Annotated in this window: 19 protein-coding genes; all 19 read right to left on the reverse strand. The window is 60.4% G+C overall.

All coding sequences use genetic code 11. From position 1 onward, the window contains the following. Window positions 1–330: 330 nt before the first annotated feature. Window positions 331–2,061 carry an AMP-binding protein gene (locus tag R8871_RS32155; protein ID WP_175054061.1) on the reverse strand — a complete coding sequence of 577 codons (1,731 nt, stop codon included), beginning with the start codon at window positions 2,059–2,061 and terminating at the stop codon, window positions 331–333. Window positions 2,062–2,303: 242 nt separating this feature from the next. Then, window positions 2,304–2,729 carry a F0F1 ATP synthase subunit epsilon gene (locus R8871_RS32160; protein WP_012434800.1) on the reverse strand — a complete coding sequence of 142 codons (426 nt, stop codon included), beginning with the start codon at window positions 2,727–2,729 and terminating at the stop codon, window positions 2,304–2,306. A 153-nt stretch (window positions 2,730–2,882) separates the two neighbouring features. After that, entirely contained in the window at window positions 2,883–4,277 is a 1,395-nt protein-coding gene (atpD, locus tag R8871_RS32165; RefSeq protein WP_175054062.1) for a F0F1 ATP synthase subunit beta, read from the reverse strand. Between the two features lie 104 nt (window positions 4,278–4,381). After that, complete coding sequence (gene atpG, locus R8871_RS32170; protein ID WP_115781412.1) at window positions 4,382–5,266, reverse strand: F0F1 ATP synthase subunit gamma; 885 nt, start codon at window positions 5,264–5,266, stop codon at window positions 4,382–4,384. Between the two features lie 91 nt (window positions 5,267–5,357). Continuing rightward, the gene (atpA, locus tag R8871_RS32175; protein ID WP_054038572.1) at window positions 5,358–6,899 is read right to left on the reverse strand and encodes a F0F1 ATP synthase subunit alpha; all 1,542 of its coding nucleotides are present in this window, start codon (window positions 6,897–6,899) and stop codon (window positions 5,358–5,360) included. 58 nt (window positions 6,900–6,957) lie between these two features. Continuing rightward, entirely contained in the window at window positions 6,958–7,497 is a 540-nt protein-coding gene (locus tag R8871_RS32180) for a F0F1 ATP synthase subunit delta (protein WP_054038574.1), read from the reverse strand. Window positions 7,498–7,499: 2 nt separating this feature from the next. Then, a complete protein-coding gene (locus tag R8871_RS32185) occupies window positions 7,500–7,970 on the reverse strand; it encodes a F0F1 ATP synthase subunit B (protein ID WP_054038575.1) in 471 nt (156 codons plus the stop codon). Between the two features lie 138 nt (window positions 7,971–8,108). Beyond that, window positions 8,109–8,378: a F0F1 ATP synthase subunit C gene (gene atpE / locus R8871_RS32190; RefSeq protein WP_007180033.1), complete on the reverse strand. Its 270-nt coding sequence runs from the start codon at window positions 8,376–8,378 to the stop codon at window positions 8,109–8,111. Between the two features lie 93 nt (window positions 8,379–8,471). Next, window positions 8,472–9,323, reverse strand: coding sequence for a F0F1 ATP synthase subunit A (atpB, locus tag R8871_RS32195; RefSeq protein WP_054038577.1), 852 nt, complete (start codon window positions 9,321–9,323; stop codon window positions 8,472–8,474). 161 nt (window positions 9,324–9,484) lie between these two features. Beyond that, window positions 9,485–10,030 (reverse strand): ATP synthase subunit I, encoded by a 546-nt coding sequence (locus R8871_RS32200; RefSeq protein WP_175054063.1) that lies wholly within the window; start codon window positions 10,028–10,030, stop codon window positions 9,485–9,487. Window positions 10,031–10,923: 893 nt separating this feature from the next. Beyond that, the gene (locus R8871_RS32205; RefSeq protein ID WP_093634488.1) at window positions 10,924–11,811 is read right to left on the reverse strand and encodes a ParB/RepB/Spo0J family partition protein; all 888 of its coding nucleotides are present in this window, start codon (window positions 11,809–11,811) and stop codon (window positions 10,924–10,926) included. A gap of 18 nt (window positions 11,812–11,829) precedes the next feature. After that, window positions 11,830–12,621, reverse strand: coding sequence for a ParA family protein (locus R8871_RS32210; RefSeq protein ID WP_175054064.1), 792 nt, complete (start codon window positions 12,619–12,621; stop codon window positions 11,830–11,832). Window positions 12,622–12,707: 86 nt separating this feature from the next. After that, complete coding sequence (gene rsmG, locus R8871_RS32215; protein WP_175054065.1) at window positions 12,708–13,400, reverse strand: 16S rRNA (guanine(527)-N(7))-methyltransferase RsmG; 693 nt, start codon at window positions 13,398–13,400, stop codon at window positions 12,708–12,710. After that, window positions 13,397–15,355, reverse strand: a complete 1,959-nt coding sequence (gene mnmG, locus R8871_RS32220; protein ID WP_175054066.1) for a tRNA uridine-5-carboxymethylaminomethyl(34) synthesis enzyme MnmG — start codon at window positions 15,353–15,355, stop codon at window positions 13,397–13,399. The genes rsmG and mnmG overlap by 4 nt, the downstream gene beginning before the upstream one ends. 175 nt (window positions 15,356–15,530) lie before the next feature. Beyond that, window positions 15,531–16,283: an ABC transporter ATP-binding protein gene (locus tag R8871_RS32225; RefSeq protein ID WP_175054067.1), complete on the reverse strand. Its 753-nt coding sequence runs from the start codon at window positions 16,281–16,283 to the stop codon at window positions 15,531–15,533. Window positions 16,284–16,294: 11 nt separating this feature from the next. Continuing rightward, window positions 16,295–18,079: a branched-chain amino acid ABC transporter ATP-binding protein/permease gene (locus tag R8871_RS32230; protein WP_054038590.1), complete on the reverse strand. Its 1,785-nt coding sequence runs from the start codon at window positions 18,077–18,079 to the stop codon at window positions 16,295–16,297. A 4-nt stretch (window positions 18,080–18,083) separates the two neighbouring features. After that, complete coding sequence (locus R8871_RS32235) at window positions 18,084–19,139, reverse strand: branched-chain amino acid ABC transporter permease (protein WP_175054068.1); 1,056 nt, start codon at window positions 19,137–19,139, stop codon at window positions 18,084–18,086. Between the two features lie 204 nt (window positions 19,140–19,343). Then, window positions 19,344–20,504, reverse strand: a complete 1,161-nt coding sequence (locus R8871_RS32240) for an ABC transporter substrate-binding protein (protein ID WP_175054069.1) — start codon at window positions 20,502–20,504, stop codon at window positions 19,344–19,346. Window positions 20,505–20,921: 417 nt separating this feature from the next. Then, window positions 20,922–22,088: an ABC transporter substrate-binding protein gene (locus R8871_RS32245; protein WP_175054070.1), complete on the reverse strand. Its 1,167-nt coding sequence runs from the start codon at window positions 22,086–22,088 to the stop codon at window positions 20,922–20,924. Between the last annotated feature and the right edge of the window lie 135 nt (window positions 22,089–22,223).

A 22,223-nucleotide genomic window follows, 5' to 3' on the forward strand; every position in this document is an offset into this window, starting at 1 on the left:
TGAGCGGATACGATGCACTTGCCGGTCGGCGTTTGCCGAAGCCCTGTGAAGGGGCATCCCTGCTGGGGCCGTAGTCGACGCAGGGTCGTCGTCTACGTTGGTTCCATCTTTGGTCTCCTCGCGCTAACCCCGTAGCGTGTGGTTTTTAGCGGGCTCCAGGCCCGCTTTTTTTTCGTCTGGTCAAACGTTTGCGAGCTTGCCGACGGGTCGATTTGCGGCTTTTCAGCGGCGAATTTTCTCGCTCGCGGGTTCACTCCATAGCAAACGGTTTTCCCCAAATGCCGGCCGGCGCCGCGCGAAGAGTCGCGCGGCGCCGAACCCGCCTGGCCATCAGGCTGTCTTGTCTGCCTGCACCTTCAATTCGCTCATCATCCGTTCGCGCATGACGAATTTCTGCACCTTGCCGGTCACCGTCATCGGCAATTCGTCGACGAAGCGGATGTACTTCGGTATCTTGTAGTGCGCGATCTGGCCCTGGCAGAACTGCTGGATTTCCTCCGCTGTGGTCTGCTCTCCTGAGCGCAATACGATCCAGGCACACACTTCCTCGCCGTACTTCGCGTCGGGCACGCCGAAGACCTGCACGCTCTGGATTTTCGGGTGGCGGAACAAAAACTCTTCGATCTCGCGCGGGTAGATGTTTTCGCCGCCGCGAATCAGCATGTCCTTCAGGCGGCCGACGATGTTGCAATAGCCTTCGGCATCGATCGTCGCCAGATCGCCGGTATGCATCCAGCCGTCGACGATGCTCTCCTGCGTCTTCGCTTCGTCCCCCCAATAGCCCTGCATCACCGAATAACCCTTGGTGCACAGTTCGCCCGTTTCGCCGACCGGCACGATCGCGCCGAGCGGATCGACGATCTTCACCTCCAGATGCGGCTGGATACGGCCGACCGTCGTGGTGCGTTTGTCGAGTGGATCAGTAGTCGAACTCTGGAAGGACACCGGGCTGGTCTCCGTCATGCCGTATGCGATCGTGATCTCGTTCAGATGCATCTTCGAGACGACCTTCTTCATCGTCTCGATCGGGCACGGCGAACCCGCCATGATTCCGGTGCGCAGACGCAAGAAGTCATAAGTGGCGAAGTTCGGATGATCGAGTTCGGCGATGAACATGGTCGGCACCCCGTGCAGCGCCGTGCACTGCTCTTCGGCGACGGCCGCGAGAGTCGCGGCCGGATCGAAGCCTTCACCCGGGAACACCATATTCGCGCCGACCGATACGCAGGCCAGCACCGCCAGCACCATGCCGAAGCAGTGATAGAGCGGGACGGGAATGCACAGGCCGTCCTGCTCCGATAAACGCATTGCCATCGCGATATAGCGCGCGTTGTTGACAACGTTCCTGTGAGTCAGCGTCGCGCCCTTCGGATTGCCGGTCGTGCCGCTGGTGAACTGAATGTTGATCGGGTCGTGGGAGGAAAGCGTCGCGCCGATGGCATCGAGCCTGGCGACGTCGAGTGTTGCGCGGCCCTGCTCGATCACATCGGAGAAGGTCAGCATGCCGGGCGTTTCCGTGTCGCACATACGGATCACGTAGCGCAGATCGGGCAGGCGCGCGGCGCGCAGTTCGCCCGGCGCCTGGGTCGCCAGTTCCGGCGCGAGCTCCTGCAGCATCTCGAGGTACATCGACGTCTTGAAACGCTCTGCGGCGATGATCGCCTTGCAGCCCACCTTGTTCAAGGCGTACTCGAGTTCGGCGAGCCGGTAAGCCGGGTTGATGTTGACGAGTACGGCGCCGATGCGCGCCGTCGCGAACTGGGTAAGCAGCCACTCCACCCGGTTCGGCGACCAGATGCCGACGCGGTCGCCCTTCACGATGCCGAGTGCGAGAAGACCAGCCGCCAGCACGTCGATTTCCTCGGCAAACTCCTTCCACGTCCAGCGGATTCCCTGCTCGCGAAACACCACGGCTGGGCGCTCCGGGAAACGCGCCGCTGTGTCACGCAGAAACTGGCCTACCGGCGCTTCGCTCAACGGAATCTCGGTCGACCCGCGAACATACGACAGATCGTCTTTGGGTTCGATGAGTGCGCCTTCGCCTGACATGTGGGTTGCCATGGTGTTGTCTCCGTGAGCGGAACGTCGCCCAGTCTATTGAAATGAAATTGAAATCGATTGTGCCACCGGCGCGTGTCCGTACGGCATCAAGTCTTACCCGCAGCGCATTGGCGGCTGCAGGGCTCACTTCGACTGCTGATCGCCTGATACGAATGCACAATTTTGCTGACCTTTCCGTAAACGTCAAGTTAAGGTCAAAAAAAAGCAGCCACGAAGGCTGCTTTCTCTCTGATACGTGATGCTTAGTTCTGACCGCGCAGCTTGCGCAGACGCTGGATCGCAGCGAGCTGAGCCGTCGCGTACGCCAGTTCCGCTTGCGCGGTGGCGTATTCGAGGTTCGAACCCGTGTTCTGCAGCGCTTCTTCTGCGCGTTTGCGTGCATCTTCGGCCTTGGCTTCGTCGAGATCCTTGCCGCGGATCGCGGTGTCGGCGAGAACCGTCACAGCGCCAGGCTGGATTTCGAGGATACCGCCGGCGACGAACACAAACTCTTCTTCGCCGTTTTCAGCTTCGATGCGCACCGCACCCGGACGAATCCGCGTGATGAGCGGCGTGTGGCCCGGCAGAATGCCGAGTTCACCTGCTTCGCCCGGCAGCGCGACGAACTTCGCCTGGCCCGAGAAGATCTGCTCTTCCGCGCTGACGACGTCTACTTTAATGGTTGCCATATCGACTCCTGTGCCGACCAGAGTTGGCGCTTCAGCGCTTACTCTGGTCCCATGCAAGGCTTTGAGCGTAGTAAGAGGCGCCGGTTTTACGTTCCAATACCGCTTGAGTATCGATACGCGCGAGGCCGGCGCCCGCTTCGTTACACCCGACCTTTACTGGATCTTCTTGGCCTTTTCGAAGGCTTCGTCGATCGTGCCGACCATGTAGAACGCTTGTTCCGGCAGGTGGTCGCACTCGCCTTCAACGATCATCTTGAAGCCACGAATCGTTTCCTTCAGCGGCACGTACTTGCCCGGCGAACCCGTGAACACTTCAGCGACGTGGAACGGCTGCGACAGGAAACGCTGGATCTTACGAGCGCGCGCCACGGCGAGCTTGTCTTCCGGCGCCAGTTCGTCCATGCCCAGAATCGCGATAATGTCGCGCAATTCCTTGTAGCGCTGCAGCGTTTGCTGCACGCCGCGCGTGATTGCGTAGTGCTCTTCGCCGATCACGTTCGGGTCGATCTGACGCGAGGTCGAATCGAGCGGGTCCACTGCCGGGTAGATACCCAGCGAAGCGATGTCACGCGACAACACGACGGTTGCGTCCAGGTGGCCGAAAGTCGTAGCCGGCGACGGGTCGGTCAAGTCATCCGCAGGGACGTACACGGCCTGAACCGACGTGATCGAGCCAGTCTTGGTCGACGTAATACGCTCTTGCAGCTTACCCATTTCTTCAGCCAGCGTCGGCTGATAGCCCACTGCCGACGGCATACGGCCGAGCAGTGCCGACACTTCCGTGCCTGCCAGCGTGAAACGGTAGATGTTGTCGACGAAGAACAGCACGTCGAGGCCTTCGTCACGGAAGTGCTCAGCCATCGTCAGACCGGTCAGCGCGACGCGCAGACGGTTGCCCGGCGGCTCGTTCATCTGGCCGTACACCAGCGCGACCTTGTCGAGAACGTTCGAGTCCTTCATTTCGTGATAGAAGTCGTTCCCTTCGCGGGTACGCTCGCCAACACCGGCGAACACGGAGTAACCACCGTGTTCCTTAGCGATGTTGTTGATCAGTTCCATCATGTTCACGGTCTTGCCCACACCGGCGCCACCGAACAGGCCAACCTTACCGCCCTTGGCGAACGGGCAGATCAGGTCGATAACCTTGATGCCGGTTTCGAGCAGTTCCGTCGACGGCGACAGTTCGTCGAACGCCGGAGCCTTCTGGTGAATACCGCGAACCACGTCCGAGTTGATCGGGCCGGCTTCGTCGATCGGGCGACCCAGCACGTCCATGATCCGGCCGAGGGTCGGCTTGCCGACCGGCACGCTGATCGGCTTGCCGGTGTTCTTCACCGTCGTACCGCGGCGCAGACCGTCCGAGGCACCCAGACAGATGGTGCGGACGACGCCGTCGCCCAGCTGCTGCTGGACTTCGAGGGTCAGTTCCGAACCTTCGAGAATGAGCGCGTCGTAAATCTTCGGCATGGATTCACGCGGAAATTCCACGTCGATCACCGCGCCGATGCACTGTACGATCTTGCCTTCTACCAAAGCAGTAGTACTCATCGCTTTTCCTTTAGATACTCAATTCTTCACTCGCGCAAAGGCGCAGTTTCGATGGGGGTGCGCCGCGAAGGGCGCACACGAAGCAGCCTGCCTGACCGTCAAGGTCAGACTGCCGCCGCGCCACCGACGATTTCCGACAGTTCTTTCGTGATCGCGGCCTGACGGCTCTTGTTGTACACGAGCTGCAGTTCGTTGATGACCGTCTTCGCGTTGTCCGAAGCGGCCTTCATCGCGACCATTCGTGCCGACTGCTCCGATGCCATGTTTTCCGCGACGGCCTGATAGACCAGCGCTTCGACATAACGCACCAGCAGTTCGTCCACCACTGCCTGTGCATCCGGCTCGTAGATGTAGTCCCACTGCGTGCTCGGCGTCGTGCCGTCTTCGTCCTTGCGCTCGAACTGGTCTGCCGACAGCGGCAGCAGTTGCTCGATCACCGGCTCCTGCTTCATCGTGTTGACGAAGCGCGTGTACGCGAGGTACACCGCCGAAACCTTGCCTTCCGAGTACAGGTCGAGCTGCACCTTCACCGCGCCGATCAGCTTTTCCAGATGCGGCGTGTCGCCCAGGTGCACGACATTCGACACCACCTTGGCGCGCAGACGATTCAGGAAACCCAGACCCTTGGTGCCGATCGCAGTTGCTTCGATCGTCTTGCCCTGGCCTTCCAGTTCCTTGAACTTCTGCAGCGACGCACGCAGCACGTTGGTGTTCATCCCGCCGCACAGACCTTTATCGGTCGTGACGAGGATGATGCCGGCCGTTTTCGCGCCTTCGTTCGACACCATGAACGGGTGACGATACTCCGGGTTCGCACGGCTCATGTGCGCAGCGATATCGCGGACCTTGTCGGCATACGGGCGAGCAGCACGCATGCGCTCCTGAGCGCGGCGCATCTTCGATGCGGCCACCATCTCCATCGCTTTCGTGATCTTGCGCGTGTTTTGCACGCTCTTGATCTTGCCGCGAATTTCCTTCATTCCAGCCATTGCTTGCTCCTTGATCGAAGCAGCGCGGGTTCAGTTGCCTGCGGCCCGCGCCGCTTCAAGGTCCGTTTATGCCTTGCGGATCACTCGCGGATCAATAAGCGCCGGACTTCTTGAAGTCTTTGAGAGCCGTATGCAGCAGGGCTTCGTCGTCCTTCGAGAGTTCCTTGGTATCTTCGATGCGCTTGATCAGGTCAGCGTGCTTCGACTTCAGGTAATCGCGCAGGCCCTTTTCGAACGGCAGCACTTGCGCGACTTCGAGGTCGTCGAGGTAACCGTTGTTCGCAGCGAACAGCGCGACAGCCAGCTCCCACACTTGCAGCGGCTGATACTGCGGCTGCTTCAGCAGTTCCGTCACGCGGCGGCCGCGCTCCAGTTGCTTGCGGGTTGCTTCGTCGAGGTCCGATGCGAACTGCGCAAACGCCGCGAGTTCACGGTACTGCGCCAGGTCGGTACGGATACCGCCCGACAGCTTCTTCACGACCTTGGTTTGAGCCGCACCACCCACGCGCGAGACCGACACACCGGCGTTAATTGCCGGGCGGATACCTGCGTTGAAGAGGTCGGTTTCCAGGAAGATCTGGCCGTCGGTAATCGAGATCACGTTCGTCGGAACGAATGCGGTCACGTCGCCTGCTTGCGTTTCAATGACCGGCAGCGCCGTCAGCGAACCGCTCTTGCCTTTCACTTCACCATTCGTGAACTTCTCGACGTACTCTTCCGAGACGCGAGCAGCACGTTCCAGCAGACGCGAGTGCAGATAGAACACGTCACCCGGGTAAGCTTCACGGCCCGGCGGGCGGCGCAGCAGCAGCGAGATCTGACGGTATGCCCAAGCTTGCTTGGTCAAGTCGTCATAAACGATCAGGGCGTCTTGACCGCGGTCGCGGAAGTATTCGCCCATCGTGCAGCCGGCGTACGGTGCGAGGTATTGCATCGCAGCCGATTCCGAAGCCGAAGCGGCCACGACGATCGTGTATTCCAGCGCGCCGGTTTCTTCCAGCTTGCGGACCACGTTCATGATCGACGAAGCCTTCTGGCCGATCGCGACGTAGATACAGAAGAGGTTCTTGCCCTTCTGGTTGATGATCGCGTCGACTGCGACTGCGGTCTTGCCGCACTGGCGGTCGCCGATGATCAGCTCACGCTGGCCACGGCCAACCGGCACCATCGCGTCGATCGACTTCAGACCGGTTTGGACCGGTTCCGAAACCGACTTACGCCAGATCACGCCCGGAGCAATCTTTTCGATTGCGTCGGTCTTCTTCGCGTTGATCGGGCCTTTGCCGTCGATCGGGTTGCCGAGTGCATCGACCACGCGGCCGAGCAGTTCCGGACCCACCGGCACTTCGAGAATGCGACCCGTCGTCTTGACGATGTCGCCTTCCGAAATGTGTTCGTACTCACCCAGAATCACGGCGCCGACCGAGTCGCGCTCGAGGTTCAGTGCGAGACCGAAGGTGTTGCCCGGGAATTCGAGCATTTCGCCCTGCATCACTTCCGACAGGCCGTGGATACGCACGATACCGTCGGTCACGGAGATCACGGTGCCCTGGTTGCGAACGTCTGCGCTCGCTTCAAGGCCCTGGATCCGGCTCTTGATCAGCTCGCTGATCTCAGAGGGATTGAGTTGCATTATTCGCTCCTGATAGTCAATTCTGTTGCGTGCCAGCTGCTAAAGCGCCTCGGGCGCTTCAGGCCGTCAGAGCCGTCTGCATGCTGGCAAGCCGCGCGCGGACCGAGGTATCGAGCACTTCGTCGCCGACCGTCACGCGCACGCCGCCGATCAGCGACGAGTCGACTTCGACCGTCGGCTTCAGCTTGCGCTTGAATTTGCGTTCGAGACCTGCGACGAGTTCGTTCAACTGCGCGCCTTCGAGCGGGAATGCGCTGACGATCAGCACATCTGCCGCCCCTTCGCGGGCGTTCTTCAACTCTTCGAACTGCGTGGCGATTTCCGGCAGCAATTGCAGGCGATGGTTATCGACCAGCATTTGCACCAGATTCTTCGCTTGCGCATTGTCCTTGAGCGGCGACTTGACCGCGGACAGCAGCAGATCGCTGACCTGTGCGCGGCTCACTTTCGGGCTCGAGGCGATCGACAGCACTTCGGGCAGACGCGCAACCTGTGCCAGCTCCTGCACGAGCGTGGACCAGGCGGCGATGTCACCAGCTTCGGCCACGCCAAACAGCGCTTCTGCGTACGGACGGGCGATGGTTGCAAGTTCGGCCATGATCAGAGCTCGGCTTTCAGTTGATTCAGCAGGTCAGCGTGAGCTGCCTGGTCGACTTCGCGCTTCAGGATCTGTTCAGCGCCCTTCACTGCGAGTGCAGCAACTTCGCCGCGCAGCGTTTCGCGGGCTTTCACGACTTGCTGTTCCGCGTCGGCCTTCGCTTGCGCGATGATGCGAGCGGCTTCAGCTTGTGCTTGAGCCTTGATTTCGTCGGCGACTGTCACTGCGCGCTTTTCTGCGTCAGCAATACGTTGCTGACCGTCGTTGCGTGCCTGAGCCAGTTCCTGGTCGACGCGCTTGTGGGCGGCTTCGAGTTCAGCCTTGCCCTTTTCAGCGGCAGACAAACCGTCAGCAATCTTCTTTGAGCGCTCGTCGAGGGCGTTGATCAACGGCGGCCACACGAACTTCATCGTGAACCACGCGAGGATCAGGAACACGACCATTTGCGCAAACAGGGTTGCGTTGAGATTCACGGTGTTTCCTTAAACGTTGCTAGTTCGGAAAGTGAAACGGCAAGGCGCTCATCGATTCTGTATTCGATCAGCGCCCAAGTGCCCGTTCCGCCCTGCGCCTTTACCAGTTATAGCTCAGGCGCAAACTTCCGAGGAACCTCAGCCTGCCAGCTTCGACAGCAGCGGGTTCGCGAACGCGAACAGCATTGCCACACCAACGCCAATCAGGAACGCAGCATCGATCAGACCAGCCAGCAGGAACATCTTGGTTTGCAGCGGGTTCATCAGTTCCGGTTGACGAGCACATGCTTCGATGTACTTGCCACCCATCAGGCCGATACCGATACAGGCGCCGATTGCACCCAGGCCGATGATGATGCCGATACCGATGGCGGTCAGACCCTGGATGTTGGCGATGAAAGCTTGCATGATCACTCCTTTGTGAAAAGTCTTTTAGAACTGGTTGGAACTGGGATTTAATAAAAACAAAACTAAAACAATTCGTCGTTCGACACGCCGTGATTAGTGGCTGTCGTGTGCCTGTCCGATGTACACCAGCGTCAGCATCATGAAAATGAACGCTTGCAGCAGAACGATCAGGATGTGGAAGATCGCCCAGACCGTGCCTGCGATGACGTGGCCGATAAAGCCGAGCACTGACGCGTCCGCGCCGAAACCCCACATGCTGCCGAGGAGAGCAATCAGCAGGAACAACAGCTCACCCGCGTACATGTTGCCGAACAGCCGCATGCCGAGCGAAACCGTCTTTGCGACGAACTCGATAATGTTCAATGCAAGGTTCGGGATCCACAGCAGCGGATGCGCGCCGAACGGAGCGGACAGCAGTTCATGCACGAAGCCGCCTGCGCCCTTGATCTTGAAGTTGTAGTAAATCATCAGCGCGAACACGCCGAGTGCGATACCGAGCGTACCGTTCAGGTCGGCTGTCGGCACGATGCGATGGTGGGGGATGGCTTCCGACAGGCCCAGCCAGCCGATCACGCGGCCCGGCAGGTCGACGGGGATGAAGTCGAGCGAGTTCATCAGCGCGACCCAGACGAACACGGTCAGTGCCAGCGGTGCGATGAAGGTGCGCGAGCCGTGGATCATCGACTTCGATTGATCTTCGACCATCTCGACCAGCATTTCGATCGCGCACTGGAAACGACCCGGCACGCCGGACGTTGCCTTGCGAGCCGCCAGATGCAGGATGGCGATCGTGGCCAGACCGCAAACGATCGACCAGAAAAGGGTGTCCAGATTCCACACGTGAATGTCGAAAATCGACGTCTGGTGCGCGGTGGAAAAGTTCTGCAAGTGGTGCGCGATGTACTCGGACGGATCCAGAGCGCGCGTGCCTTCGCTAGCTGCCATATCGTTAATGCCACCCAAATTGTCGAAAATCGTCTTAGGCCGTTCCCGCCGCAATTCTGTATTGCGGGAACACGCCGGGTGCGGATCGCGTCATATCCGCACTCCTTACGCCAGCGCTGCGCGCCAGCCTGAATTTTGTGTTGCTACTCTCTGCTCCTACCTTAGCGCCACGCGAGGGCGATCCAGTATGTCTTGAGCGCGATGAGGTAGGTCACGAGCAGCGGCACCCAGCGTACGTCGTGATACCAGAAAGCGATGGCTACAAACATCGCGATCGTTGTCCCCATCTTGAGCGCTTCGCCGATCATCCAGCTCATCACTGTTTCGGCGCCGCTCAGCGTTCTAAGTCGTGCCGCGAACAGCGCGCCCGGCACCCAGCAGATCGCTCCCCCCAGGAACGCGGACAGCGCAGCAGCGCCCGGCGGCTTGTAGAACAGCCACCACACCAGCGTAGCACCCAGGGACAAAACCATTTGCGCCGCCACGACCTTGAAAGGCGTGACACGCGATGGACGACTCACGTTCGGACCAAACAGCTTTTCAGCCTCGGCCCGCGTGAGCGGAACGATATTGTTATCTTGTTGCTCGACATCCCACGCATCGTCAGTTGTAACGTGCTGACCGGTGGACGCAACGGAAACGGTGCGTTCAGCGCGGTGGTCGTCACGCCCATTCTTCGGCGCTTGATTCGACGTTTTAACCGCCATCGCAGTGTTCCGAAAGTCTTGTTCCAGCCCGCGAGCTTACGCTGCGCTTACGGGGTTGCCGTGCAATTAAATCCGGGCGATTGTAAGCGATAGTTGCAGGCAATTCAAGACTTTAGGCCGTTCAATAACCAGCATGAAAACGGCCTTCACGATGCGGGAACGCGATCTCGGACGATGCGTACACGGCAAATGTAAGGCGGTCGGGGGGTGGCAAAACATGCGCGATGAATCAGGTCGTTTGAAGTGCACGGATGCGTCGTTTCGACGTTGCTGCGGACGTCTCAAAAATGCAACAGACGATGTTTTTTGCCACCTTTGGTAGACATGAAGCACGGCGCCGGGTAAGTGCAGCGGCGGCGCAGGCCTAGTCCTTCTTATGGCGACCAAACATCATCGGAGGTTCATCTCTGTACGGACGGTCGACGCAACGTGCGCTCAGGCGCCTCCCCCGTCATGCCGATGCCCCCCTGCCCTTGCACCTTAACAATCCCCGCATCGGCATCCAACACCCGCTGCTGAATCCCAGAACGTGAAAGGACGGAGCATGCAGAACCCGTTGCAATGCCGCAGCAACATGACTAAACCTGCGCGAGCAGCTCAAATCTGCAGCACAACCCGGCCACGTCTGCATCACCACGAAAATATCCGCGCAGGCAGATACATCGTCATCCTTATTATTAAACGCAGCCCATAGTTAGGTATCCAACTGATATCCAAGCGGATTATCGATCGAACAGGGAGACCATCAAACTAGCGATGCGAGGGACAAATACGACTGCTGCCCCATCGCTTCCGCCGAAAAACACACCAGACGCACCAAACAGCTCGCGAGCGAGAACCGGGAACGACACCCCCTCACCAGCCCGCAAGCCTCAACGTTCAACCTGCCACGATCAGGCCGTAGCGTTACCACGCAACCTGACAAGAATCCCCTCCAACGCGTCCAGATCGCCGAAGTCCACCAGCACCTGGCCGCGGCCGCGTCGGCCGAGCTTGATCTTTACCGTTGCGGCGAGCAGATCGGACAATTCCTCTTCAAGCCGTCGCGTATCGCGACCGCCGTCCTGATTCGCTCGCGCCTTGACCGCAGGCGCAACCTTGGTCGTCGTCGTCACCAGCTTTTCGGTTTCGCGTACCGACATGCGTTTGTTGACGACCTGGTTGGCCAACGTGATCTGCGTCGCGGCGTCGACGGCCAGCAGCGCGCGCGCATGCCCCATATCGAGATCGCCGGCCAGCAGCATCGTCTGCACCGGCGACGCCAGGTTCAGCAATCGCAGCAAGTTCGATACAGCACTACGTGAACGGCCAACCGATTCAGCTGCCTGTTCGTGTGTGAAATTGAATTCGTCGAGCAGGCGCTGAATACCCTGCGCTTCTTCCAGCGGATTCAGATCTTCGCGCTGAATATTCTCAATCAGCGCCATTGCGGCGGCGGCCTGGTCCGGCACGTCCCTCACCAGCACCGGCACCTCATTGAGACCGGCGATGCGTGCCGCACGAAAGCGCCGCTCGCCGGCGATGATCTCGTACTTATCCGCCGATACCGGCCGCACGAGGATAGGCTGCATGAGCCCCTGTGCACGGATGCTGGCGGCCAATTCCTGCAACGCGCCTTCGTCCATGCGCGTGCGCGGCTGGTACTTGCCGGCCTGCAGCTTGCTGAGCGGCAGCACGTTCGGCGCACCCTCGATCACGACGGCCTCGGTAATATCCGCACTGCCACCCAGCAATGCTTCCAGACCCCGGCCCAACCCTTTCTTTCTTGCTACTGCGTTCATCGTGCTTCCTCGATCCGCTTAGGACGCCTGGGGCGCGTCATTCAATGTGCGCACCCGCTCAATCATCTCTGCACCGAACTGCACATACGCCTGCGCACCGCGCGAGGCCTTATCGAACACGACACCCGGCAACCCATAGCTAGGCGCCTCGGCAAGGCGCACGTTGCGCGGAATCACCACATCGAACACCTTGTCGCCAAAGTGCTCTTTCAGTTGATCCGAGACTTGCTGTTGCAAGGTGATGCGCGGATCGAACATCACGCGCAACAGGCCAATCACCTTCAGGTCGCGATTCAGGTTCGCGTGCACCTGCTTGATCGTGTTGACCAGGTCGGACAGTCCCTCAAGCGCGAAGTACTCGCATTGCATCGGGATCACCACGCCATGGGCGGCGCACAGACCATTGAGTGTCAACAGCGACAGGGCCGGCGGGCAGTCGATCAGCACGAATTCATATTCGCTTTCGACCTCCGCCAAGGCAACTTTCAGCTGACGCTCGCGATGCTGCACGCTGACCAGTTCGACTTCGGCACCCGCCAGTTCACGGTTCGCGGGCAGCACGTCGTAGCCGACGGCTTCCGGACGCACTCGCGCATCCGCTACGGATACACCGTCCACCAGCACTTCGTAGACAGTATTCGCACACGCAGCCTTGTCGACACCGCTGCCCATCGTGGCGTTGCCCTGCGGGTCCAGATCGATGAGAAGGACTCGCTGTCCCTGCGCTGCCAGGCTCGCGGCCAGATTGACTGCCGTCGTCGTCTTGCCGACGCCGCCCTTCTGGTTCGCAACGCAGAAGATTTTTGCCATCGTTGGTGTGTCCCTTTTGCTGCTTGAATAAAGTAGAAAGCGCTCGTGGTATGCGGTGCATGCCTGGCACCTACTGGTGGTGGCTCTCAGCGGCCCTCAGCTGCCGCATCCACCCGCACCTTGATCAGATGCCGCTCCGCCTCGAGCGACGGCACGTTCAGCCGGATAATCTGTTCCACGTGGGCACCCGCTGGCAGTCGCTCGATCTCACCATCCGGACGCACACCCTTCATCGCCCAGATCGCACCCTGCTCCGCAACGAGATGACGGGCCAGTGTAACGAAATCCGCGAGTTCTGCGAATGCGCGCGACACGATTACGTCGAACTTTGCCGGTACTTCGGCGCCCGGCTGCAAAGACTCGACGCGGCCCGTAACGACCGACAGATTCGCAAGGCCGAGTTCGGCCTTGGCCTGTGCCTGAAAAGCTGTCTTCTTGTGCACGATGTCGTTCACAGTGACGGTCCACTCAGGCAGGACGATCGCCAGCACGATACCGGGCAAGCCGCCACCGGAGCCCACGTCCAGCACCGAAGACGCACCGCGCGTAGCGAGATGGGGCACGATCGAGAGCGAATCCAGAATGTGCTGGATCAGCATCTGCCGCGGATCGCGAATCGCCGTCAGGTTGTAGACGGCATTCCATTTGGACAGCAGCGCAACGTAGTCGAGCAGTTTGCCGAGTTGCGCCTCGCTGAGATCGAGGCCGAGTTCGCGAACGCCGTCCGCTAACAGCGGCGCCAACGCCTCACTACTACTTCCCTTCTGACTCACCGTCATTGCACCACCGGCGTGCTGTCAGCGCCGGGTTCGGCGGGTTTCGTCGAACGGCGTCCCAAGCCACGCTTCAGGTGAACCATCAGCAAGGAGATCGCCGCCGGCGTAATGCCGGAGATACGCGACGCCTGCCCGATGGTTTCAGGGCGGAATTGCGTCAGCTTCTGACGCGCTTCAAACGACAGCCCCCTAACCTCGGCGTAGTCCAACCCCTCCGGCAAACGCGTGCTTTCGTGCGACTCATTCCGCTCGATCTCATCGGCCTGGCGGTCGATATAGCCTTGATACTTGATGCCGATCTCGATCTGTTCCTTGATCTGGGCGAGCAGAACGTCGTCTTCGGCCAGCGTCTCAGGTGCAGCACACGCACCGTCGCGCAAACCGCAGACGCCGTCATACGTCAGGCCCGGACGGCGCAGCAGATCCGCCAGACTGTACTCGTGGTCGATCGGCTTGCCGAGCAATGCCGTCGCTTCTTCGGCCGGCAGCGTCTTGGGGTTGACCCACGTCGTGCGCAGGCGCTCTGTTTCACGTGAAACAGCGTCGCGCTTACGGCTGAATGCGTCCCAGCGGAGGTCATCGACCACGCCGAGTTCGCGACCGATCTCCGTCAGACGCATATCGGCATTGTCTTCGCGCAGGCTCAGACGGTATTCAGCACGGCTCGTGAACATGCGATACGGCTCGGACACGCCTTGCGTCACGAGATCGTCGACCAGCACGCCCAGGTAGGCCTGATCGCGGCGCGGGCACCATGCATCCTTGCCCTGCACGTGCAAGCCGGCGTTGATACCCGCCAGCAAACCTTGTGCAGCCGCTTCCTCGTACCCGGTCGTGCCATTGATCTGGCCCGCAAAGAACAGCCCGTTGATCACCTTGGTTTCCAGCGACGCCTTCAACCCACGCGGATCGAAGTAGTCGTATTCGATCGCATAGCCTGGTCGCAGAATATGCGCGTGCTCCAGACCACGCATAGAACGCACGAGTTCCAGTTGCACGTCGAACGGCAGGCTGGTGGAAATCCCGTTGGGATAGAACTCGTTCGTCGTTAGCCCTTCTGGCTCGAGGAAGATCTGATGCGATTCCTTTGACGCGAAACGATGAATCTTGTCCTCGATCGACGGGCAGTAGCGCGGCCCCACCCCTTCGATCACGCCTGTGTACATCGGCGAACGGTCGAGACCACCGCGGATAATGTCGTGCGTGCGCTCATTCGTATGCGTAACCCAGCACGGCACTTGACGCGGATGCTGCTCCACGCGCCCCAGGAACGAGAAAACCGGCACCGGATCCAGATCGCCCGGCTGTTCTTCGAGCTTCGAAAAGTCGATCGTCCGACCGTCGATGCGCGGTGGCGTCCCGGTCTTCAAGCGGCCTTGCGGCAGCTTCAACTCCTTAAGACGACCGGACAGCGACACCGCCGCCGGATCGCCAGCACGGCCACCGGTGTAGTTGTTCAAACCCACGTGAATCTTGCCGTCGAGGAACGTCCCGGCCGTCAGCACGACTGCGCGCGAGCGGAAACGAATTCCCACCTGCGTCACCGCGCCGACCACCCGGTCGCCTTCCACCATCAGATCGTCGACCGCTTGCTGGAACAGCCACAGGTTCGGCTGATTCTCCAGCCGATGCCGGATTGCCTGCTTGTACAGCAGACGGTCCGCCTGCGCGCGCGTCGCGCGAACGGCAGGCCCCTTCGACGAATTGAGAATGCGGAACTGGATCCCGCCCTCGTCCGTCGCAGCCGCCATCGCTCCGCCGAGCGCATCGACTTCCTTCACCAGATGGCCTTTGCCAATACCGCCGATGGACGGATTGCAGCTCATCTGACCGAGGGTTTCGATGTTGTGCGTCAGCAGGAGCGTCGTATTGCCCATGCGTGCCGAGGCCAAGGCGGCCTCAGTGCCCGCATGACCGCCGCCGACGACGATTACGTCAAATTCTGTGGGAAAAAGCATCGCGGATCTCACGCCAGATCGTCGCGTGAGCCTTTCAAAGGAAAATGTATGGGCGAATTATAACGGGTTCGGTTTAGGCCCGAATTTCGGCCGAATGGCCAGGCAAGAAAAAAGCGGTGTGTTTCACGTGAAACACACCGCTTTGAACCGCAGCGATCTGAACAAAAACGGCGCATTAAGCCACTTTCTTGGCCAACCCCAGATACGTCTCGATCACGCGCGGATTTTGCGCAAGATCGGCGGCCGGCCCTTCCAGCGCCAGCTCACCCGTTTCAAGCACATAGCCGTAGTCGGAGATCTGCAGCGCGGCACGCGCATTCTGCTCGATCAGCAGTGTCGCCACACCCGTCTGCCGCAGAGCACTAATAATGTGGAAAATTTCTTTCACGATCAACGGCGCGAGACCTAGGCTCGGCTCATCGAGCATCAACAGATCGGGCTTGCCCATCAACGCACGGCCCACCGCGAGCATCTGCCGTTCGCCACCGGACAAAGTCCCGGCCGCCTGCTTCCGTCGCTCCTTCAAGCGAGGAAAAAGCGCAAAGACCGGTTCGAGCTGATCGAGAAAATTGCGCTCCCCTGCCCGCTTGCGCCGATATGCGCCGAGGACGAGATTGTCTTCAACGCTCATCGACGCAAACAGCTCGCGCTTTTCCGGCACCAGGCACATGCCTCGTGCGACCCGCTTTTCAACCGGCACCGCGCTAACGTCTTCACCCTGATAGAGCACCGCTCCCTTCGCATGCCCCGTCGTCGGCAATGCGCCCATGATGGCGTTCAGCAACGTAGACTTGCCCGCGCCGTTCGGCCCAATCACCGAGACGATCTGACCAGGCCGCACCTTGATGGCCGCGCCGTGTAGCGCTTCGACCTTGCCATAGCGGACCGACAAACCGTTCACGTCAAGAATCGGCGCAGCATCATTCATCGTGTTCTCCATCACTCCACCCCGCCCAGATACGCTTCGAGCACAGCCGGGTCCTGCTGGACATCCTGCGGCAAGCCTTCCGCGATACGCGTGCCGAACTCCATCACCACCAGCCGATCCGTGAGATTCATCACGAAATCCATATCGTGTTCGACCAGCAGCACGCTCATGCCTTCGGCTTTGAGGCGGCGCAGCAAATCGGCCAATTGCAGTTTTTCCTGGTACCGCAAACCAGCGGCGGGCTCGTCGAGCAGCAGCAGGGTCGGGTCACAGCACAACGCGCGAGCAATTTCAAGAATCCGCTGCTGCCCCAGCGCCAGGCTACCCGCCTCGTCGTACATATGCTGTTCGAGTCCGACGCGACGAATCTGGCGAGCCGCTTCAGCCATCAGGCGCGCTTCTTCCGCGCCGTTCAGACGTGCAACGCTGCGCCAGACTCCCGCCTGGCCGCGCAAATGCGCACCGATCGCAACGTTCTCCAGTACCGTCATCCCCGGCAGCAGCTTGACGTGCTGGAACGTGCGGCCAATGCCGCGCTTGACGATTTCACGTGAACTGAGCGAATCGATGCGCTCGCCACAAAACGTGATTTCGCCGCTCGTCGCCTGCAGCACGCCCGTGACCAGATTGAAGGTGGTCGATTTGCCGGCGCCGTTCGGGCCGATCAAACCGATAATCTGTCCTGCTTTCACCTCAAAGCTGACGTCGTTCACTGCGACCAGCCCACCGAACTGCTTGCGCGCCTTGTTCACCGTCAACAGGTTTTCGCCCGCCGTCGGCTTGCTGCGCTGCGGCAACGGCTCCGCATGATCCGACAGATGCGCGCGCGGGCCCTTCGGGAAAAAGCGCGCGACGAACGGCCAGACGCCTTGGCGAGCGTATTGCAGCAACAGCACCATCAAGATGCCGAACACAATGACTTCGAAGTTGCCGTTCTCGCCGAGCAGCTTCGGCAGCAACGTTTGCAGATAATCCTGCAACACAGTCAGGATCGCCGCACCGAGCACCGCGCCCCAGACATGCGACACGCCACCCACCACCGCCATAAACAGAAACTCGATGCCGTGGTTCAGACCAAAGGGCGTTGGATTCACCGCGCGTTGCAGGTGTGCGTACAGGAACCCTGAAATCGACGCCAACACCGCGGCGTAGACAAAGATCACCACACGCATCCAGCCGGTATTGACGCCCATCGCTTCGGCCATCATGCCGCCGCCGCGCAAAGCGCGGATCGCCCGCCCAGGCCGGCTATTAAGCAGGTTTTGAACAGAAATCACCGCGCCGAGCACCACCACCCAGATCAGGTAATAGATGTGGCGGCCAGACTCCAGGTTGATACCAAAAACATTCAGCACCGGAATCCCATTGATGCCGTCGTACTTGCCGAGCATCTCCAGATTGCCGAACAGATAGAACAGCGCGAGGCCCCACGCGATCGTGCCGAGCGGCAGAAAGTGACCCGATAGCCGCATCGTCACGAGCCCCAGCATCAGCGCGATCAGCGCCGTCACCACCACGCCCGCGATCAGCGCGAGCCACGGCGACACACCGTACGCCGTCGTCAGATACGCAGTCGCATAGGCGCCGATGCCGACGAACGCCGCCTGCCCGAAGCTCGTCATCCCGCCGATACCCGTCAGCAGCACGAGACCGATCGCGACGATCGAATACAGGCCGATGTAGTTGAGCAGCGTCACCCAGTACTCGGGCACATGAATCGGATGCGGCAGCACCGGCAACGCGAACAGCACCACGAGGAACAACCAGAAGAACTTGTTTTGCATGATCCGTTTCATCGTGTCACTCCTCTTCCTCTTCCGAGTGCGGGCTGGCCAGACTCCGCCACAACAGCACCGGGATGATCAGCGTGAACACGATCACTTCCTTATAGGCGCTCGCCCAGAACGACGAATACGACTCCAGAAGACCGACGAGGATCGACCCCGCGGCTGCCAGCGGATAGCTGACCAGGCCGCCGATAATCGCCCCCACAAAGCCCTTCAAACCGATCAGGAAGCCCGAGTCGTAGTAGATGGTGGTCAAGGGTGCGACAAGGATGCCGCACAGCGCACCGAGGCCTGCTGCGAGCGTGAACGCGAGGCGCCCTGCCTGCGTCGTGCCGATCCCGACGAGCCGCGCACCGAGCCGGTTCACGGATGTCGCGCGCAAAGCCTTGCCGGAGATCGAGCGATCGAAGTACAGGTACAGTGCGCCGATCAGCACCACTGCCGTGCCGACCACCCACAGGCTTTGCCCGGAAATCGACAGCGTGCCGAGGTTGAAGGTCGCATCGGAGAAAGCCGTGGTGCGCGAGCCTTCCGCACCGAACATCACGAGCCCGAGGCCGACCATCGCAAAGTGCACCGCCACCGCGACGATCAACAGCAGCAGCGTGGTCGCCTCCGCGATCGGCTCGTACGCAAGCCGATAGACGAACGGCCCCATCGGAATCACGATCAGCAGCGTGAGCGCGATCTGCGCGATCATCGGCAGCGGATGCAGGAAAACACCCTGCGTGAGCGCATACACCGCGATCGGAAACAGCAGATATTTGCCGACTAGCATCACCAGCGTGCGCGCCGCGTGCCGGCGTCGTTCGGGATGCCGCACCAGCCCCGCTATCTCGACGACAAAGCATGCCGCGCCCATCGCCATTAACAACCAGCACGTGGCCGGAAATTTTTGTGTCTGCAGTGCGGCGAGCGTCAGCGCGCCGTACGAAACAAACTCGCCCTGCGGGATGAAGATCACCCGCGTCACGGAGAACACCAGCACTAGCGCAAGCGCGAGCAGCGCGTAGATCGCGCCGGTGGTGATGCCGTCCTGTGCGAGGATCGCCGCAATTGATAGATCCATACTTCCTCGTCCTGAAGCGTCGAAATCAAAACCGGGAACAGTCGTGGCGGCAGAACTCGCGGCCGGCCACTAACCAGCGATGCCTGAAAAAGCGACCGCCGCGCCGGAATACGGCGCAGCGGTCGTTGCCATTGTCATCGAACAGAATGGCAATGCGGCGTCGTGCGCCGCATGCTGCGCGAGAGGCGCGTATCGTTTTTGTTGTTAGTCGTTCAGCAGCTTCCACTTGCCGTCGACGATCTGCACGATCACGCGCGCGCGCTTGTCGAGGCCGTTGTGGTCGGTCGTCGTGGTGTTCATGATGCCGTGCGAGACCGGCAGTTCCTTGATGTTTTCAAGCGCGCTGCGCAGTGCTACCCGGAACGCTTCGCTGCCCGGTTGAGCGGTCTTCAGCGCGACCGGAATCGCCGCTTGCAGCATCTGGCCGGCATCCCATGCATGACCGCCGAAGGTCGCCACCGAGCCCGCGCCATACGCTTTCTCGTACGCATTCTTGTAGGCTTCCGACGACTTCTTCACCGGATTCGAATCCGGCAGTTGATCGGCCACGAGGATCGGACCGGCCGGCAGGAGTTCGCCTTCGCAATCCTTGCCGCACACGCGCAGGAAGTCGTTATTGGCGACGCCGTGCGTCTGGTAGACCTTGCCCTTGTAGCCGCGCTCCTTGAGCGTCTTGGCCGGCAGCGCCGACGGCGTACCCGCGCCTGCGATCAGCACCGCATCCGGGTTCGCGCCCATCGTCTTCAACACCTGGCCGGTCACCGAGGCATCGGTACGGTTAAAGCGTTCGTTGGAGACGATCTTCAGATGATGCGCCGCAGCCGCCGCAGTGAAGACGTTGTTCCAGCCGTCGCCGTACGCATCCGCGAAGCCGATGAAGCCAACCGTCTTCACGCCATGACGCTCCATGTAGTCTGCGATTGCGTCAGCCATCAGGCTGTCGTTTTGCGGCGGTTTGAAGGCCCATGCGCGCTTGGCGTCCATCGGCGAAATGATCGCGGCCGATGCCGCCAGCGAGATCATCGGCGTCTTGCCTTCGGCCGCTGCGTCGAGCATCGCCAGCGAATTCGGCGTGACGGTTGAACCGACGATGGCGTCGACGTGGTCTTCGTCGATCAGCTTGCGCGTGTTTTGCACGGCCTTGCCCGTGTCCGATCCATCATCGAGGATGATGTATTGCACGGTCTTGCCGCCGATCTCTTTCGGCAGCAGCGCGATCGTATTCTTTTCAGGAATCCCGAGCGATGCAGCCGGCCCGGTGGTGGACAGCGTGACGCCGATTTTCACCTGCGCGAAGGCTGCGCCCGCGCCGCACATCAACGCCATTGCGATACCGGTGCGTACCCATTGCTTTGTCTTTTTCATGCAAGTCTCCAAACGCTTTGAAGCGCGTATCTGTAATCCGGCGCACGGGCCGGGTGTCTGAATCTAGTTATAGGGTTCAGGCATGCCAAGCATGGTTTTCCCTGCTCAGCATCAACGCCGTCGCCGTTCTGGTGCAACTCCCCTGCTGCGAACCACTACTGCGATTTCTAATGCACGAAACACTAACATGTTAGTAGTATTGCGTTCTGCATCATTCACGGTCAATAGACTGTCGCCCGAATGCGGGTTTGTCCTGAAACGGGCCGCTTAGGCCGCGCTTTGACCGCGCTTTCATCTCCGATGTTTCGTTTGTCCAACACACTTGAAGCGCCGCCGCTCGTCAAATGCGGGCAATAAAAAAGACGCGGCAACTGCACGCGTCTTTTTTGAGTGGATTCCGTATCGCTTCGCCTTCGCTCAGTCGCCGGACAGCTTCCACTTGCCGCCGGCGATCTCCACCATCACACGCGCCCGCTGGTCGAGACCAGCGTGGTCGTTCGCGCTCATGTTGAAGATGCCGTGGGAAGCAGGCATGTCCTTGGTATTTTCGAGTGCCGCACGCAGCGCTTCGCGGAATGCAGGCGTGCCCGGCTGGCCTTTCTTCAGCGCAAGCGGGATCGCGCGTTGCAACAGCAAGCCTGCATCCCAAGCGTGACCGCCGAATGTCGAGACCGAACCGGCGCCGTACGCAGCTTCATACGCACGCTTGTATGCGAGCGCGGACTTCTTCACCGGGTTCGAATCGGGCAACTGGTCAGCGACCAGCAACGGACCGGCCGGCAGATAGGTGCCTTCGCAATCCTTGCCGCACACGCGCAGGAAGTCGTTATTGGCGACACCGTGCGTCTGGTAGTACTTGCCCTTGTAGCCACGTTCCTTGAGGGTCTTCTGCGGCAACGCGGCCGGCGTGCCCGCACCGGCGATCAGCACCGCATCAGGGTTCTGCGACATGATCTTCAGCACCTGACCGGTCACCGAAGCATCGTTGCGCGCGAAGCGTTCGTTCGCGACGATCCTGATCTTCGCGAGATCGGCGGCCTTGCCGAATTCCTTGAACCAGCTCTCGCCGTACGCATCTGCAAAGCCGATGAACGCGACCGTCTTCACACCGTGATTCGACATATGCTGCGCGATCGCGGTGGCCATCAGAATGTCGTTTTGCGGCGTCTTGAAGACCCACGCGCGTTTCGCATCCATCGGTTCCACGATGCTTGCCGCAGCGGCCATGGAGATCATTGGCGTGGTGCTTTCAGCGGCGACGTCGATCATGGCCAGCGAATTCGGCACAACGGTCGAGCCGATCAACGCATCCACATGATCTTCGCTGGTGAGCCTGCGTGCGTTCTTGACGGCCTGGGTCGAATCCGTGGCGTCGTCGAGTACGATGTAGTCGATTTTCTGCCCTGCTACTTCTTTAGGCAGCAGCGCGATCGTGTTCTTTTCCGGAATACCAAGCGACGCAGCCGGCCCCGTTGCCGACACCGTGACGCCGATTTTCACATCCGCGAATGCGTGGCCACTCCATGCCGCGGATACCCCTGTGGCGACCAATGCCGCGCTCATCCAACGCAATGCCGACTTCATCCCGCTCCTCTGTCTACCCCGTTATTCATTTGAATTCAAATCCGCAGATTCGATTCACCGACCGCTTGGTCGGTGAATGGCAAGTTTAGCGGACGAAAGCCCCGCGCTGCAAGCATTTTGCAGGGTAAGGGCAGA

Source organism: Paraburkholderia sediminicola (assembly GCF_902859805.1).
Taxonomy (GTDB): domain Bacteria; phylum Pseudomonadota; class Gammaproteobacteria; order Burkholderiales; family Burkholderiaceae; genus Paraburkholderia; species Paraburkholderia sediminicola.